13 protein-coding genes are annotated in these 17,682 nt (G+C 42.3%); 3 read left to right on the top strand and 10 right to left on the bottom strand.

Annotated features, from left to right (window positions below; all coding sequences use genetic code 11):
• Positions 1 to 162: 162 nt before the first annotated feature.
• Positions 163 to 1,464 (bottom strand): hypothetical protein, encoded by a 1,302-nt coding sequence (locus tag J4861_RS01925; protein ID WP_211816490.1) that lies wholly within the window; start codon positions 1,462 to 1,464, stop codon positions 163 to 165.
• 866 nt (positions 1,465 to 2,330) lie between these two features.
• On the opposite strand from J4861_RS01925, the gene J4861_RS01920 reads away from it, so the two are divergent.
• Positions 2,331 to 2,957, top strand: a complete 627-nt coding sequence (locus J4861_RS01920; protein ID WP_249110792.1) for a tetratricopeptide repeat protein — start codon at positions 2,331 to 2,333, stop codon at positions 2,955 to 2,957.
• Between the two features lie 280 nt (positions 2,958 to 3,237).
• On the opposite strand, the gene J4861_RS01915 is transcribed toward J4861_RS01920, so the two are convergent.
• Both J4861_RS01915 and J4861_RS01910 read right to left on the bottom strand, forming a co-directional pair.
• Positions 3,238 to 4,938 (bottom strand): glycoside hydrolase family 10-like protein, encoded by a 1,701-nt coding sequence (locus J4861_RS01915; RefSeq protein ID WP_211816489.1) that lies wholly within the window; start codon positions 4,936 to 4,938, stop codon positions 3,238 to 3,240.
• Positions 4,939 to 5,151: 213 nt separating this feature from the next.
• Positions 5,152 to 5,982: an IS5 family transposase gene (locus J4861_RS01910; RefSeq protein WP_211816488.1), complete on the bottom strand. Its 831-nt coding sequence runs from the start codon at positions 5,980 to 5,982 to the stop codon at positions 5,152 to 5,154.
• Between the two features lie 189 nt (positions 5,983 to 6,171).
• Between J4861_RS01910 and J4861_RS01905 the strand changes: the two genes are divergently transcribed.
• Positions 6,172 to 7,089, top strand: coding sequence for an IS982 family transposase (locus J4861_RS01905; protein WP_211816477.1), 918 nt, complete (start codon positions 6,172 to 6,174; stop codon positions 7,087 to 7,089).
• A 603-nt stretch (positions 7,090 to 7,692) separates the two neighbouring features.
• Here J4861_RS01905 and J4861_RS01900 read toward each other — a convergent pair.
• Positions 7,693 to 8,664 carry a leucine-rich repeat domain-containing protein gene (locus tag J4861_RS01900; protein WP_282958347.1) on the bottom strand — a complete coding sequence of 324 codons (972 nt, stop codon included), beginning with the start codon at positions 8,662 to 8,664 and terminating at the stop codon, positions 7,693 to 7,695.
• Positions 8,665 to 9,879: 1,215 nt separating this feature from the next.
• Here J4861_RS01900 and J4861_RS01895 point away from each other — a divergent pair.
• Positions 9,880 to 10,845 carry a CfxA family broad-spectrum class A beta-lactamase gene (locus J4861_RS01895; RefSeq protein WP_004339683.1) on the top strand — a complete coding sequence of 322 codons (966 nt, stop codon included), beginning with the start codon at positions 9,880 to 9,882 and terminating at the stop codon, positions 10,843 to 10,845.
• Positions 10,846 to 10,937: 92 nt separating this feature from the next.
• Here J4861_RS01895 and J4861_RS01890 read toward each other — a convergent pair whose 3' ends face one another.
• The 6 genes from J4861_RS01890 to J4861_RS01865 form a co-directional block, all read right to left on the bottom strand.
• Positions 10,938 to 12,341, bottom strand: coding sequence for a hypothetical protein (locus J4861_RS01890; protein ID WP_004339684.1), 1,404 nt, complete (start codon positions 12,339 to 12,341; stop codon positions 10,938 to 10,940).
• 283 nt (positions 12,342 to 12,624) lie between these two features.
• Complete coding sequence (locus J4861_RS01885; RefSeq protein WP_004292742.1) at positions 12,625 to 13,740, bottom strand: DUF6371 domain-containing protein; 1,116 nt, start codon at positions 13,738 to 13,740, stop codon at positions 12,625 to 12,627.
• Positions 13,741 to 13,743: 3 nt separating this feature from the next.
• Positions 13,744 to 14,841, bottom strand: a complete 1,098-nt coding sequence (locus J4861_RS01880) for an AAA family ATPase (RefSeq protein ID WP_004338330.1) — start codon at positions 14,839 to 14,841, stop codon at positions 13,744 to 13,746.
• A 5-nt stretch (positions 14,842 to 14,846) separates the two neighbouring features.
• The gene (locus J4861_RS01875; protein WP_004338328.1) at positions 14,847 to 15,221 is read right to left on the bottom strand and encodes an excisionase family DNA-binding protein; all 375 of its coding nucleotides are present in this window, start codon (positions 15,219 to 15,221) and stop codon (positions 14,847 to 14,849) included.
• A 199-nt stretch (positions 15,222 to 15,420) separates the two neighbouring features.
• Positions 15,421 to 16,278 (bottom strand): transposon Tn4555 protein TnpC, encoded by an 858-nt coding sequence (tnpC, locus tag J4861_RS01870; RefSeq protein WP_004339687.1) that lies wholly within the window; start codon positions 16,276 to 16,278, stop codon positions 15,421 to 15,423.
• A 247-nt stretch (positions 16,279 to 16,525) separates the two neighbouring features.
• Positions 16,526 to 17,644 carry a tyrosine-type recombinase/integrase gene (locus J4861_RS01865; RefSeq protein ID WP_004338318.1) on the bottom strand — a complete coding sequence of 373 codons (1,119 nt, stop codon included), beginning with the start codon at positions 17,642 to 17,644 and terminating at the stop codon, positions 16,526 to 16,528.
• Positions 17,645 to 17,682: the final 38 nt, after the last annotated feature.

Raw genomic sequence — 17,682 nt, 5'->3', positions numbered from 1 at the left:
GTGTATCTATGCTTAGCCTGCTAACAGACACACCCTCAAGTGTATCCTTCCTTTTGATACAGCCCCTTAACCCCTATCTGCCCTTAGACAACTGAGTCTATTCTTCTTTTTAACAGCATTGTCATTTGACAAATGGGAGTTAAACTATTTTCATTGTGAAACTTACTTCACAACAACCTTCTTGCCATTTACGATGTACAAGCCCTTAGCAAGACCATTGAGGCTCTTTGCTACCATGCGACCATCGAGGGTGTAAACATAACCATCAGCCTGCTTCTCCTGTACCTTAACGTTTGAGATGCCAGTAGCTGAAGCCTTCTCCATCTCCTTAATCTCTTCATCATTCAAGATATCAGAGATTGGAATGAACTTGAGGGCGTTGTTAGGATCGTTAACTGCCCACTTACCCATAAAGTGGTGCCAAGCTACGTTACCCCATGCATTAAGGAAGTTGTTTGTAGTTCTGTCACTGCTGTCACCGATAGAGTAGCACTCGCTGCCCTGGTTGCTGTCGAAGATGTAGAGTTCTTGTGGATCTGTAGTTGCTATGAAGCCACCATTCATCTTACCACCACCGCTCTTGCCGTTGCGTACCCACTCGCCAGCCTCATTCTTCTTATACATATCGTTACCACCAGGCATCTCTGTCTCGAATGCAACGAACTTAATGTACTGACCTGCCTCGTTAACAAGAACAATCTTCTTTGTATCAGCATCGAACTCTGTTACGTGCCATACCTTGTGCTTGAAGTTCACATCAGCCTTTACAAGAGAATCAGCAATCAGTGTATCGTTGTCAACAGAAAGAATCAACTTATTTCCTGTCAGACCATTCAAACCTGTAGGACCATTTGCTGGGTTGTTTGCTGCTGGTCTGTTGAGCTGGATGAAGTAACGAGTACTATTGTCACCCTGCTGGAAAATATTAAAGTCGAAGTTCCAAGTTGGAATCTCTACCTCAGAAGCCTTGATAAAGTAAACCTTAGAACCATTGTCTGTTTCAGTCCAAGGACCATACTCATTACCTAACTTCTGACCACTGTAGATGTTTACGAAAGCATTACCATCCTTTTCAAGCATCTTGATAGCACCAAAGGCTGCTGAAGGATCGTCATTGTGGTCGATAATTTTGAAAGCCTTGAAGTTCTCGCCAGTATCAGAACCAGCAGCAAGACGCTCACCCGCATTGGTATACATTGTCCAAGTGTTGCCATCAACAGTAACAGTGAATGTCCAAGTCTCATCAGCATTCTTTGTACAAGTCCAAGTCTGCTTTTCAACATCACCCAAAGAAGCAGCCTTAGCTGTCAACTTCTCACCATCGCCATTAGCTGTAACGTAACCCACTTTCTGGTTACCAACAGCGATGTAGTACTTTTCACCGCTCTCAGGAACTGAAACCCACTGAGCGAAAGTTGTCATTGCGACCATGCACAATGAGAGTAGAGTAAAGAATTTTTTCATAAGTTGTAATAAATAATTGGTTTTTGTTTTATTTTTTAAATAGATGTTAGTTTCTACCTCGATTAAGGTTTACTATTTTCTACCGTTAAGTTGATATTTTAGGTTTTATCTTTTGGGCTTTAATAAAGGAGTCGTCTACCTTCTTTAAGTCGATGGCAAATATAAACATATTCTTTTAAATATTCATTGTTGCAAATACAATATTTAATATTTTTAACTATTACCAGCCGATAATAGTAAATCGATTATGCGCTCATACTGAATCTTCTTCAGTTAAATAATACCTTATTACACTAAGAATATAAGTCGTACGACCGAATAGAAAGAGCTTATTCATAGTCGTTTAACTCCTTCCAAACAACAAGTTGACACCCTATCAGTAACCATTTGCAGAGCATTCAGCGCCCCGCACCATATGTGCGGAGCATCCGCACACGATGTGCTAAGCACCGACACCACAGCATTAAGCCCATACTTCACTTTTCAGAACTAATATTTTATACTTATGATCACCCATGTTGGAAACGCTGAAGAAGACTGAAGACATTTAATAGAGGTACATATAAAATATATACCGAGTGGAAACACCCTCCGTATTAGCTTCCTTTGATATTATAATTAGCCATTCCGTAGTAAGTTATATACAGACGACGTGAACCATCTCTTTGAAGTTCTGTCCTGCTATTTTATTAAAGAAAGGCAGTATTATGTAACAATTAATTTTTAATTTAACAAAAAAGTATTATCTTTGCCACGAGAAGAACTTTTGCGTTTATGCAAACGCAGAGATAGATATACTTCATTAGAATAGAGGTCAACCTAAACAATAGAATACTCTTATTCTTAAACATAAAATATTAAAACCTATGAATCGTAATTTTCTTTTGGCATTATCACTATTCATGTTCTTAACATTGACACCCTGCAATGCGCAGAGCAACAAGAAACTTTGTTGCGGACATGAACCTGACCCAGCTGCAATAGAATTAAACAATCAAGCAGTAAACGCATATACAAATCATTCAAACTCACCTGACTCTGTGAAGAAGGCGATGACCCTACTTGATCGTGCTATTGAGAAGGACCCCGACTATCAAATTGCCTACGCTCACAAGGCGAAATACCTCAAAAATCAGGGCGATATTGCGCAGGCATTAGAGACCCTAAATGCCTACCTCAAGCGTAACCCAACAGAGCCTTACACACTTCTTGATGCAGGTATATTCTATGAGAAGATGGGAAACAAGAAGGAGGCAATGGACTACTACAAGCGTGCTGAAGAAAACTTCAAGAGGCTATATGAGGAAGAACACGAGAGTCCAGACGAGATAAACCGATATTTTGCCATCAGGTTAATGGAGGGACCTAAAAAGGCAAAGGCACTGTATGAGGCTGAGAGAGACCGACTTGCCTCAACCGAAGAGCAACGCAAAATAAATGATGTCCTTGTGATGTCTATCCTTGAAACGCCACGTGAACAGTTTTTTAAGTAGACGAGTTTGTCAAGTGGACAAGTGAACGAGTTAACCAGTTGCTTGTAGACAGGGTAATTAAAGACAAAGTAACAGGGTAAGTTGACAAGTTTACGAGTAGACAAGTAAACAAGTTATTTGTTATAAAGGATAAACTTGTTCTTATGTTACTTTGTCTCTCTTCGCAAGCAACTTGTCAACTTGTCCACCCGTTGACTCGTCTACTTAACGACGCAAGCAACTTGTTAACTTGTCTACTCGTTTACTCGTCCACACGTTGACTTGTCCATTCGTCTACCTGTCAACTTCCCCTCTTAACCATAAATGCCCCTAAGGTGAAGGACTTCTTCTTGTGGTTATAGACCTTGAGGGAATACATACCATCGGACAGGGAGCCGATATATAACTGGTTGTTTCTTACCGATTTAGCGTTAACAATGCGGAGGATGACACCCTGCAAAGAGAGGATTACATAACGATCGGCATCCGCTAGCTTTGCTGCAGCAGGGAGGGTAAGGGTGTTTCCATCATTAGCGAGCAGTGTATCAGGAGACTTCGAAAGCGTCGAAGACTTTATATTCTCCTGTAAAGCAGGCGTTTCTAATCCGTAACGATCCATACCTCTGACCGCAAAATAGAGGTTAGGATTCACGTTCTTCAACTGCAGCGTCTGCCCAGTATAACGTGCAAAGAGCAGGTTTCGCGCATCCTCAGTATCAACAGGATAGGTGTAGCTGGCGTATATATTATAATAAGGAGTGACCGCCTTCCACCTCAGGATCACCGACTTATCCTCTCGACGTTCTCCCAATGAGGAGTTGACAGCATATGGCATAGCAGCCGTTGACACAACACCCTGCATCTTATGAGGGAGGGAAAGCGTAGCATTAAACTGCTTCTCAAAGTCGTAGACACCCTGCTTATTAGCCGTGAGGAAGTAAGAACGGAAGTGAGCATGTCCCACTCCGAGGTCACGACTCACATACATCTGGCGGGTGAGGTCGCCCAAAGTCCAATTACCCTCACGTGGATCGAGGAAGTAAGTACCCAAACCTGTCACTATCTCACGCTTATAAGCATTCTCAACCCAGTCTGCAACAAAAGGATAATAGTTGTCGCCACGGAAGTATTGCATCGGATAGAGCTGGTCCATCAACCCTAATCTCATCCACTCCTGCGCCTCTTGTGAAACACGATCGTGGGCATTGAAATTCTTTGAACTATAACGACTGAGGTCGGCATGCTTACCGATTGGCGAGCACGACATCTTCACCCACGGTTTGATAGCCTTCACCTCGTCATGAATAGCACGCACAATGGCTGTGATATTGCTACGACGCTGGTCGGGTGTATCGCCATCACGGTAAGAAGGACGTGGCCATCCATCAGGGTAACGGATATAGTCGAGGTTGATACCATCCACATCATACTTTCTTACAATCTCTCCACAGATAGAGGCAAGGTAAGGTGCAACACCGGGATCGGCAGGGTCGAGATAAGAACCCGTTGAGAAGTTTCTAATTCGAAAGCCCTTCTTCATCAGCGTTCTACAGCCCAATGAGTTTTTTGCACCCACCGGAATCGTCGCTATCCATGCGTGAATTTCCATGCCACGTTTGTGACATTCCTCTACGGCAAAGCCGAGTGGGTCGTAGCCATAACCTGGTGCCTTACCCTCAACGCCTGTGATACACTGGTCCCAAGGCTCAATATCCGACGGATAAATCGTAGCTGCACGCACACGCGCCTGCAAGAGTACGGTGTTGATATTTGCCTTCTGGTATTTATCGAGAATGTCAATGAGTTCCTGCTTTTGCAGTTTGATGCTTTCTTCCGACCGTGCGTAGTTCTTCGGCCAATCAAGACTGGCAAGTGTCGTCAGCCATACGGCACGCGTCTCCCGCTTCGGCATTCGCTTCGTAAGATAGTCGGAGAGATTCGTCTGTGCTTGTGTTGTCATCGTTATTACGCAAAGGAGCGTAAATAAAAAAAGCTTCTTCATATATGAAATGATAATATACGTGAATTTGAGCGACTAATTAACCTGAGTTCAATGGGGTATAAGTATCTGTAAATTCAGTGATTAATGAAATTCCACCCCCTTATCCTGTGCGCTCTAAAGAACAACAAACAGAAACCACAATAGCCACCGAGGGCAAAATTACTAAATTATTTCGTATGGCAGATGACTTCTATTCGTTTTTTAATATAGAACTTATCTTGACTTTTGTTTCTTTTTCACTTTCTTCATCAGAATAACAATAAATGCTATATAATTCCATGCTTGCCAACTGGTCAAAGTAACATCAAATCTGTTCAACAGACTTCTGTATGAATCCAACCACGCATTTGTTCTTTCTATGCTGTACCTTTCTTTATACAGTATATCGTCAAACAAATAGCAATCTTGCCCACCCCCTGCTCTATAATTAAATGCTACATTTGCAAACACACCCATTCTTAGGCACATGTGTCTAAACTCTTTTGCATCGAATCCCGCATCAGCATTGAGAAATAATCCATCAGTAGAAATATCAGACTTTGTGAGTTGTGAGAATACTTCTTTAACCACTTCTGAAATATTGTACAAATCATTGTGAGAACCTGCAACTGGAGTGGATATGGCGAGTGGTATTCCCTGACGGTCAGTTACATAAATAGCATTTGTAGTCTTGCTCTTCTTGCGTCCCTGATAGCTCTGACAATCTCCACCACGTAATGCTGTAGTATGGCTGCCATCCAAATCTATACTTGACATATCCAAGAAAGATTTATAACGGCCTAGAAGTATTGTCCACACTTTTTGCCATTCTCCTTTCTTACACCATTTGCGAAAATGTCCGTATACGGTTTTGTAATGAAGAACCTTTGCTGTGAAGAACGATGAAACTGGAAGCATATACCATTGGCAACCAGTCTTAAGCTTATAAAGAATACATTGAATTACCTCGGACAGGCAGCTTTGGCAAATATATCCACGTTTTGCTACTGATAAATGAGGTAGAATTTCATTTTTTATTGTATCTTTGTCCAGTACTTTGTACATGAGAGGTATTTGAAGCTTGGTTCAATAATACAAAGATAAGAATTCCTCTCTATTTTAACAAAATAAAAACTCAAGACGACTTCATAATGACCTGAACTCGGGATAAGAAAAGTCTGCAAAAAGTTGGTAATCTCATTATATTTTTGTAACTTTATAGTTGAAAATCAATCAATTACAATAAATATAACAATGATTACCAAGGACAAAATTACTGAAATTTTCTGTATTGCAGATGACTTTTGCAAAGAATTTGAGTTAGAAACTGATAAAATAGGTCTCTCAGAAAAGAATAAAGGATGTCATCGCCATCGTAGGTGGCGTATGAGTAAGTCTGAAATCATAACGATATTAATTTGCTTCCACTTTAATTCCTATCGTAATTTTCGTCACTATTATACCTTTTTCGTAAAAGAGCATTTAGCAGATTTATTTCCAAATCAATTGTCTTATAATCGTTTTCTTGAATTAGAGGCAAGAGTCTCTGTAGAGATGATGATGTTCCTGCAGATATGTTGTTTTGGGAGGTGTACTGGTATTAGTTTTATGGATTCAACTTGTATTCCAGTTTGCCATAATAAATGTATTTGTCGCAATAAGGTTTTTAGAAATTATGCAACAAGGGGTAAGAGTACAATGGGATGGTATTTTGGATTCAAACTACATCTTATCTGTAATGAAAGAGGTGAGATTCTAAACTTTATGCTTACTAAAGCAAATGTTGATGACCGAGACGAAAATGTATTTAACAGGTTGACAGACAATGTGTTTGGTAAATTGTTTGCAGACAAAGGGTACATTTCTCAAGGATTATTTGAGCGATTGTTCAATGATGGAATAAATTTAGTTACTGGCATTAGGAGTAACATGAAAAACAAACTAATGCCACTTTATGATAGACTTCTTCTAAGGAAAAGATCTGTAATAGAGACTATCAATGATGAGCTAAAGAATGTAGCTCAATTAGTGCATTCAAGGCATAGAAGCATATTTAATTTCGCAATGAATGTTCTCTCTGCTATTGCAGCTTACAGCTTCTTTGAGAAGAAGCCAGCAGTGAACATAGACTTTGCTATAGAGCAACATTCGGGACAGCTTACATTATTCTAAAGTAATCTGTTTTATTATTATCTTTAGGCCCAATCAAAAGATTGAGTCTAAAGAGCCGTTGTACTAAACCAAACAGAAGAGTGGGATGATATTTATCCCGAGTTCAGGTTAATGTGACGAAATACACGTTAAATCCACGCTAAAAAGCGGTTCATGCGGAAGAAGGAGTGGTAAAGTCTGTTTGCTTCAGTCATTTAGAACGATAAGGCTGCTGCCTAAGTTTAAGACATTTGATGAAATGTCCCACAGAGAAACGGAGTGTATGGAGGTTTTATTTAAACATACGCAACCCACAGAGGCACCGATGATGCTGGGAGCAAAGGAGTATAAAAGCAATATTTCTTCTCTTGTTTTTTCTTTGAATTTAATCATATATTACTCTCCCTTTCTTTTGCAAATATAACTCTTTGCATTGATATTTGTTAGAAGGTAAATGAAAAAGCAGCAAATGATTGCTCACTTGCTGCTCTATAGTAATAAGGTTTTCTGTATAAGCCATCGAAGTTTTCCTTGTAAGTTTCTGTTCCTATTCTTATTTCTTTGTCAGACGAACATACAACAGGTAAAAATATATGGTGTGGCTTAGGAAAACCGATGTGCTCATTATTTAATGATTATCTTTTTACCATTGACAATATAAACACCCTTAGGCAAAGCATTAATTTCGTCAGTGCTTGCTTTACTTAGCCGTCTTGTTCCATCTAATGTATAGACATCAGCAAGTCCTGCTTTATTATAAACAGTGTTTGTTATGCCAGTAGTACTCTCCTCAATTAATAAGAAATCATTCCATTCAGGGGCTTGTTTATAAGCATCAATACTGGCTTTAGGTACAAATAGTTTGCAGCTGCTTTTGTCAATATGATGGAAAGCTTTTAAACCACAAGTTGGTGGTACAATTGCTTCACACGAAATTTGTGTAACATTCGTACATCCGTCGAAGGCGCTTTTTTCAATTCCCTTTACATCTTTATGAATTCTTATGCTTTCTAAAGAAGTGCAATTAGCCAATAGACCTTTATGGAGTGTAGTAACAGAGCTTGGGATGATAAATTGTTTCAGTTTACGGCAGCCAGAAAAAGCATAGTCACTAATGTATCTAACACTATTTGGAATGGTTACGGAAGTTAAGTTACTGCAATTTCTGAAAGCATTGGTGCCAATTGTTGTAACACTATTTGGAATGGTTACAGAAGTTAGGTTACTGCAATTGTAGAAAGCTTCTGAGCCAATTGTCGTAACATTATTGCCTATGACTACAAAATTTAGTGCTTTGCAATCTATGAAAGCCTCGTCGTGAATTTCCGTAACACTATTGCCAATTATTACAGAAGTTAGAGCGATGCAACCTCTGAATGTATCGTAGCCAATTTCCTTAACACTATTGGGAATGGTGATAGAAGTTAGAGCACTGCAACCTCTGAATGCAGCGTAGCCAATTTCCGTAACACTATTGCCGAGATTTATAGACCTTAGAATATTGCATTCACTAAACGCAAATTTACCAATTTCTTTAACACTATTGGGAATGGTGATAGAAGTTAGAGCACTGCAACGTGCGTATTTACAACCGATTATTACTCAATATTTTATAGATAATAAGTCAGAAATATGGTTGTTATTTTTAATTGCACATTCTAAAAGGTGAAGATTTAACGCTTTTATTGATTATTAACTCAAAAAGGACATCAACTTGGGTCGTTTCTTCTCTTTTCCTTGCTATTCGTTTCCGATATTCCACTTTTGTTTTGGTCTATCTCATATGTACTGCAAAGGTATTGATTTTTGTTTGATATTGCTCCTTGCTTGCTCCTTGTCGTAGATTAATTTTCACACAGGAATTTTTGTTCTCTTTCTATAGGGGCTTGAAACAATCCATTTATTGGAAACAATTAAAGACGGAGCTGGTTTGCCCCAGTGCTTTTTAAGAAACAGGGCAATTATTTTATCTCCACAAAGGCTCTTGTTCCCAATTATGAGGAAAGCCTAATAAACGAGTTCTTACTGATGGGTATTTCGATAAAAGCTGCTTGAAATCTGCAACAAAAGTGTTGCCCATAGAAATGGAGTTAAGCCAATACACCACATAGCAGAGTTGCGGATAAAGTGTTTGTTCACGGAACGAGAAATCCGTAATCCATGTGTTTGGCATACGCATAGGCATCATTGGCTTGACAGGAAAGACCCGATTTGACAGTCTTGAATGATGGGCGCAGCAATTACGAAGTACGGGTCTGGGTACGGATTAAAAGGCTAAGTGATTATTTTCAGTCATTTAGCCTTTTTAATTATCTAATTTTTCCCCACATTTTCCCCACAGCTGTCTATTTATATACAGGGCAACCGCATCAAAATAACGTTAGCTTAGGAAACAAACGTAGTTTTCAACCTCCTCCTCTCCCTTATTGTCCATTTTCCTAAAAAAACCATTGGTCCAAATCGAAACTACTACCCCATAAAAATTGATTTTTTGCCCCATATAATTCAAATTTCCCTTGCGGGTAATATTTTTTAAGAAACATGATTTTTGACAACAGGCTATTATTCAGACAAATACAAAATTATGCATTTTTAAGGGGGGATATTGTAAATTGTTGAAACTTCTCATCCTTGTATCCACCCCACTTATCCCTATTAATACAAAATCGACAAGTATTGATTATCAGGTTATTGACATTTTGATGCGGTTGCCCTGATTTATATATTTTAGAAACATATTTTTCCGTAAAGTTATGTACCTTTGTCGGCAAATAAAGATATTCTCGTCAAACAAATATAAATAATATAAACATGGAAAAAAACAGAAAAAAACAAATCGTAGTTTTGAGTATAGCTTTAGTTTGCATTTTCATCTTGGTATTTTCATTGTTCCATAAATCAGCGACAAAAGATAGCGCAAATCCTCCTTTAACAAATGTTTTGACTGATAGCATTTCTCAAATTGTCTCAGCTTGTCCTGGCGAAATTGGTGTGGCGGTTATTGTTAATAACAGAGATACGGTTAAGGTCAATAATAAGAGTGTTTATCCTATGATGAGTGTGTTTAAGGTTCATCAGGCATTAGCTCTTTGTAATGACTTTGACAATAAAGGAATTTCACTTGATACCTTAGTAAATATAAATAGGGATAAACTTGACCCAAAGACTTGGAGTCCTATGCTGAAAGATTATTCAGGGCCAGTCATATCATTGACAGTGAGAGATTTGCTGCGTTATACTCTTACTCAGAGTGACAACAATGCAAGCAACCTTATGTTTAAGGATATGGTTAATGTCGCTCAAACAGATAGTTTTATAGCCACACTCATTCCTCGTTCAAGTTTTCAGATAGCTTATACGGAAGAGGAAATGTCGGCTGACCATAACAAGGCTTACTCTAACTATACATCTCCTCTTGGTGCTGCAATGTTGATGAATCGTTTGTTTACTGAAGGTCTTATCGATGATGAGAAACAAAGTTTCATTAAGAATACGTTAAAAGAATGCAAAACAGGTGTAGATAGGATAGCAGCTCCACTTCTTGATAAAGAAGGGGTTGTTATAGCGCATAAGACAGGTTCAGGTTATGTTAATGAAAATGGTGTTCTTGCAGCTCACAATGATGTTGCCTATATATGTCTGCCTAATAATATCAGTTATACCTTAGCGGTATTTGTTAAGGATTTCAAGGGAAATGAATCACAAGCGTCACAATATGTTGCGCATATATCAGCTGTAGTATATTCTTTATTAATGCAAACTTCAGTAAAATCTTAAACTGCACTTGCTTTGATAATTAATGATAAACAATCTAAAAGCACTCTAATCGTTATCGGAGTGCTTTTAGATTACTAATCAAATTGCTTCTATTATAATTTGAATCCTCTACTTTTTCTTTCTTCCTGTTGCGGCACTCTTGCTCCATATCTAAGCCTGTGCCATTGCTCCCTGAACCAGTCGGCAATCGGCTTCCTGTTTATTGTCAGGTTCAGCCTGCTTTCATCGTCAGGGTCATTTTCCACCCTTAAAATATCATCCTTTATATCAAAGTTCCGCCTGTGTTGCTCGGAATAGATTTTACCGCTACATTTCAGGGCTTCTTTTTTGACTATAAGACTTTCAGTCATTTCTTTAGAGAATCCCAGCATGGCACAAAACTTTTCCATGCGCAGCATTTCCCTGAACATCGGAAACCACCTGAAAGCCTTGTCTATGATTCTGGCGAGCCGTGACAGTTCTTTTTCTTTCATGTCAAGTTCCTGCCTGTGCATTTCTCTGAGATTGTGGATTTGCGTATCATGCTGTTTCTGCATCTGCTGTACTTGGCTCTGCAATTTTTCAATATTGGTGTTCCGTTTTGAAACCTCGTCTTGCAGTTTTTCGTTGGCACGTTCCAGTTCTTTCAGTTTTCCACTCCCGAAAAGAGAAGCAACTCCACTAGTTATGGCTGTCGCTGCCGTGGTGGCTGTCTTCTTTAACTTGTCAGTGCGTATTTCTGATTTCACCTGTTTCAGTTCCTGCTCGGCAAGATTTATCTGTTCTTCTTTGTGCCGTTTGGCTGCATCCATGCGTTGCAGTTCAGCTTTCTGCTTCTCAATGATAAAGTCGTTCCGTTCCAGATGCTCCTTACCAGTGACAGCCTTTGACTGCCCGCGTTCCATCAGCAGGATGTCGGATGCAAGGGTCTGCATCTGCATCATGTCATCGTCATTGAGCTTTCGGCTCTTTCCTGTTTCGTGGTTCATCCAGTCGAAAACGATATGGGCATGATAGTTCGGCTTGAACCATCTGTCCCCGACTTTGAAGCTTTCCCTGTCTTCCGCTTCCGGCTGACCGTTCAGCCAATGCCCTTCATCCTTGTGCAGGAAGATTTGCAGCGGTGTGATTCCCCAGCGTCTTTGACACTCCTCACCGAATTTACGCACGTCTGCCAGTGTGGTGTCCGACCTGACAAGCAGCACTCCTTCACGTATGGGGGAGCATCCCGCAATCTTGACTATTTTACCGTTCTTGCCTTTGCGTTCACGCTCCTTTTCCTGCATGGCACGTCCGGTCTTTTCCTTTACCATCTGTCTGATATTGTCATAATGCATCCGCAAATCCGGACTGCCGAAGTCGGGATTTATCCACTGCTCATTATCGGTGGAGAGTTCTGGAACCACATAGGTTCTGGACTCTCCGATGTGGCGCATGTATTCGGCAGTCCTCCTGTTGTGAGCCTCACTCGATGCGATATTGCAGGGCTTGATATGTATGCTTGATTTTGTTGCCATAGATACTTGTTTTTTGGGTTTGTACTTTATTGTTTGCTTTTCCGCTGTCCGTAAACGCATGGGGTTCTTAGGGGTGCAACCCATAAGCGGAGATTGCAAAGAGAGGGTCACTCTTTGCTCTGGGTTCTCAGGGGAGAAACGCCCTGAGTGGGTCATTAGGGTAAAACCCTAATCCCCTCGGGAGAGCCCACAACTACGTAAGCGGAGCGTGTAGTTATAGTGGGCTATATCAATGGCAAGCCATTGTCTGCAAACTCCAGCCTACGGCTTCCGCTCTCCTCCGTCAGGGAGGTTTTTCATCATCGTTGCCGATTGGAGATGCACCGACCAGCACAAGGTCTAAATCGTCTATCAGTTTTTGCAGGACGGGATTCTTCTCTATCATCCGCTGGAGGATTCTCTCAGCCTCGACCAAGTGGTTGGCTGTACTCATCACCTTGCCCTCCCGTATCTGAAAGATAATCCAATCGGCTATGTCGATATGGGCTTCTTTTTGTTTCGGGGTGGCATTCCTTTCGATGATGTCCGAAACCACCACCTTACAAAAGTACATGCTCTCGGCTCGCTGTTTCCACTCGGCATAAGCATCGGCATCGGGAAAGAGAAGCACGGTTCGCCCTGACAGTACACGGAGTTTCTCTTCTCTCATCTGACTCTTACCACCCGTAGCCAGCCATACATAATCGGGGAAGATAGCAGAACCGATAACGGCACTCTTCTCGGATTCCACCAAGACCACCACCTTGTCGGGATGCGTTTTCAACAAGTGTTCCCCGAAAAGGCATTGGGATAGTTGCCAATCCTCTGCCAACACACGCTGCTTTTTCAATATGCTGTGTATCCAGTTCACTGCCGATGTCTGTCCTCCCTTGATACGGTGTCCGTCTTCGGGATTGTACTGCATCACCTTTCCCGTGCGTACCTTGCCCGTCCTGTCTATCTGCCAAAAGATAACAGAGCCGTCACGGGTAGCCCCCAAACGGTATTCCTCCAACAACCGCTTCAACACCTCTTTCGCCTTGTCGCCATAGTAGGAAGTAAGGAGTGTGAAGAGGAAACGGAAGAAATTGCTACGCTCGCTTTGCGACTTCTCCACATAGTGAGGGGGAATATAGCCGATGGCTGTCGGCTTACTTTGCTGCTTCACTTTCTTCTGCTCTGCTCTTTGCCTGTCAAAAGAGAAATCATTGGTAGTTCTGTGTTCAGGATGCTCTTGAAAATACTCTTTCGGAGTGTAGTGATACCCACAACCGCTTTCGTGGTTACATCTGCCGACCGATGGATGCAACGGCACATTATTTTCGTCCACGTAATAGACGAAAGAATGCCTGTCTCCGCATTTGGGGCAGGTATGCCGTGTTGCCGTTCCTTTATACTTCTGTAATGAATAATTGCCCATAGCTTAGTCCGTTTTTGATGGTTGATTGTCGGCTGTCCCATCCTGTCCCATTGTCCCACACTCTAAGGGTTGGGACAGTGGGACACTTGGGACACCTGCGTTTTTACTCTCTTTGCTGCGCTGGATGATACGGTTTACGGTGGACTTGCCACAATTCACCTGTGAGGCTATCTCCCTGACGGACTTGCCCGATTGGGAGAGTTGCAGAATTTGGCAATCCCTTTGGCTTGATTCATTGTCGCCCAATTTTTTCAAGTGTTCCTTTTCCGTGGAATAGCCCCTGAACACGAACTGCAAGAAAGCATCCACCTTGTCAATCTCGTAAACGATTACATTATCCGCATCATGAGAGAACGTGCCATAGCGCACTTTAAGCTGCTTCACATAGCGAAGCCCTCCGTCTTGGGCACTTTTTCCAATGGTGAACACGCTGTCAAAGAAATTGTAGAGCCGTTTGCTTCCGGCAAGGTCGTTGGATGTGATGGGACAATCCAAAGAGCGTTTGGGCGTATGTGCCAGGACAAGGATAGAGAGCGCATATCTCTTTTTGAGATTGTTCAGCTGAATCATCAGCCGTCCTGCGGCATCGCCTTTCTCCATGGCGCAACACAGGTAGGTAAGATTGTCAATGATGAAAATCTTGCAGTCGGTCTGCACAGCCATCTGTTCAATGCCGCCTATGATAGCTTCCTCAAAGTTGGCATCCAAAAGCTGGTTGCAGTCAATAGACACCCGATAGATTTTGTCGGGAAAGGTGTAGAGCTCTCCATGCTCGTTGGTATAGCGGAGCTGGAACTGCTTTTCGGACAGTTCAAAGTCCAGATACAGCACATTGTCGGTTCGGGCGATGCGGTCGGCTATCTGCACGGCAAGGATGGACTTGCCCACGTTGGAATCGGCAAACAAGCAGGAGAGTTCCCCCTCGTACCAAAAGCTGTCCCACAGCGCACGGGGCGTAGGCAATAACGATGCTTCAAGAATGGTTTGGTTTGCCGTCTTGATATTCATCATGCCTACACTGTCGGGCATACCGTTATGCGCTTGGGATGCTTTTGTGAGGTCGCCACGTATCAGGTTGATATAGTTCTTATCCTCTTCCATATCATTCACCAGTTACGTGGGTTGGGCTTGCGACGGTGGGAAGAGGATAAGGACTTGTTCAGTTCCTCGTCTGACAACGGTATGGGATTCTTTCGGGCGGTTTCCAGCCACTTGTCCAGTTCGTCACGGTAAAGGCAATAGCGTTTGCCGGGCTTGGTGGCAGGGATTGTCCCTTCTGACAGTTTCATGTAGAGCGTACCCTTAGGGATACCTAAATACTCTGCTGCCTCGTCCACAGACATGGGCACGTGGGTGTCCACCGTTTTGGCATTGTTCACACTGCGCTGCTCGGCGAGCAGGCTTTTCAGGCTCATCACTTCGTCTCGAAGCTGAGCGACAACCTCGGGGAGGTCGTTGAAGGTAAGAATTGATTTTTCCATTCGCGTACTCGTCTCTTTTGTAAGACTTGGCGCAAAGGACTGAAATGATATATCCGTGAATATCTCCACGACACGTCATTGCAAAATAATTCCCGAATAATTAAGCCCAGCCATAAATGACGGGTAAAATTACTCGGGAAACGATGTAAAACAGGCGGTTATGAGTTACCGGATGGTTGTCGTTGGTGTCGTGATTATCCTAATTCCGCACATAATCCTCGGGATAGTGGAAATCAAGTTTGCCGTTTTCGGGTTCATCAATGGGAATTTCCGTCTTTAACGGCTCTACCTTGAAATTCTTGATGGTTGATAAGTCTGTATCAGCAAACGATTTCGGGAAAAGGGCTTTGATGAACTTGGCACGGTTATCCCCATTGTAGTATCTCTTGTACAGGAAACGCTCAGAGATATTCCATACGAAGTGACGGAGTGGAATGTTGTTGATGTCTTTGGTAAACGGTCTTTGTATGGGCTTCGGGGTATAAGTGTTAAGATTCATCCATTTGTCCACCTCAGTACAGATGTGGTTCACGGTTTCTTGGTCGGCAATGCGAGGCAGGTAATAATGGCAATACTCCATGACCATGCGGATGCGCTCTTCCTTTTCCCGTTGCTCTCTGCTTGCGTAATTGGCACGGTTCTTTTCGTGAAGATCCGGGGCGATAGTAAGCTCTATCGGTTGTGTTTGGATAAGTGTCTCTTCTTTTGTCGGGGATGATTCGGGTACAGGCTCAGGGACTGATGTAGGTCCAGGCACAGATGTGGCTTCTTCAAGTGTATTTTGTGACAGTTCTTCCTGCACCTCTATGGCTTCGGCAATCGTTTCTTTCTTGCCGAACTTGATTTTGTAGATTTCGTATGTATCAAAGATAAGTGTCTGAAAGGAGAGATAGAGCAACCATCCCAACAGGTTACAGCATACGAATACTATCCACCTGACAAAGTTGTCTTGGTTGAAGCTGTCCGCTATTACCAGCGTGGCAATGGAAGATATTAGGACGATGGCGAAGCCGACAAAGCCCAAGATGATGTATTTGTCCTTGATTGATGATTCCATATTTCGTTGAGAGATTGAATGTTCCTGTATTATTTTGTGCAAAGTTAATGCTATTTTTCCCAATTACTGCCCGTTATTTGCGGTTAGAACGGTCTTTTTCAATGTATTTCACGAAATGTCATCATATCATACTCTGTTTCATACTCTGAGGGGCTTATAAATGGTGGCATCAAGCCAAAAACATAGAGGGGCGATTATAGCCTTGTAGCCATAACCGCCCCTCTGAATACCTGTCAATGTGAGACATTTATGCCTCCTTGCGCTTCAAGGTTATCTTGTCCACCACCTGACACATCTGCTGCGCTGCTATCTTGGAATAGATTTGTGTGGTGGTAATGTTCTTATGTCCGAGATAGGCTTGGATGACAGCCATGTCCGTTCCCATTTCCACGTGCAGGCTTCCGAAGCTGTGGCGGGTACAGTGAAAGGTGATTTTCTTGGTTATCCCTGCTGCCGTGAGCCACCGTTGGAGTGGTCCTTGCAGCATCTTGTCCTTGAAATCCTCAAAGATAAGTCCCTCGCCCCGTTCTCCCAGCAGTCCATAGGCTTCATCACTGATGGGGTTATGCACTATTTCTTTGGTTTTCTGCATACGGGTGGTAACGAACATCCTGCCGTTGGTGTATGGTTGTATCTGCTGCCACGTGAGCTGTCTGATGTCGCTCTTTCTCAGTCCCGTAAGACAGGCGAAAAGAAAAGCTTTTTTCAAGACCTCCTCCTCACAGGGTGTTTCGGCAAGCCGTATCAGTTCCTCTTGGCTCAAATGCTCCCTGATGGTGGGAATGCACTCGATGCGGTCTAAGAAGCCGTTTGGGTTCTCCTTTATCTTCCTGTCACGGTAGGCGGTGTGCAGCACGGCACGGAAAGTTGACCAATAGCCTGCTGCGGAGTTGATGTGCAGCTTTTGGTTGGTGTGGATGGATTGGGGTGCATCAAGCAGGTATTCCATGAACTTGCGGCACAAATCCACATCCACCTCCTCAAAGGTGCATTTGCCGTTCACGAACCGCTGGAAATGCTTGTATACGTGCTGCCACTTGATATTCTTGCGGTCAGCCAGTCCTTTGAAATAGGCAAGGAAATCGCCCTTCATCTTGGTCTTGTCAAAAAAGCCGTTGTTTTCATTGAAAATGGCTTCGTAGCGCTGGTTGCGCAGGATGACCGCTTTCTTCATCATGCGTGCGTTGAAGTCCCGTTCCTGCTGGTTTGCAGGTTTGGCGAAGATGTAAATTCCTAAGGCTTCACGTGTAATCACTCTCATGGTGACATTGTCACGGTAGCCGGGATAGTAGTCAAGGCATAGTGAATACTGTGTCCCGTTCTTAATCTTGCGCTTACGCAAGGTAACTGTTTTGCATTTACTCATAATAATTATGTTTTAATTGGTTGTATACATTTTGGAGT

It is taken from the genome of Prevotella melaninogenica (assembly GCF_018127925.1).
In the GTDB taxonomy this organism is placed as follows: Bacteria; Bacteroidota; Bacteroidia; order Bacteroidales; family Bacteroidaceae; genus Prevotella; species Prevotella melaninogenica_C.
The sequence above is the reverse complement of the archived record's forward strand: the minus strand, read 5'-3'. Positions and strand labels throughout refer to the sequence as shown.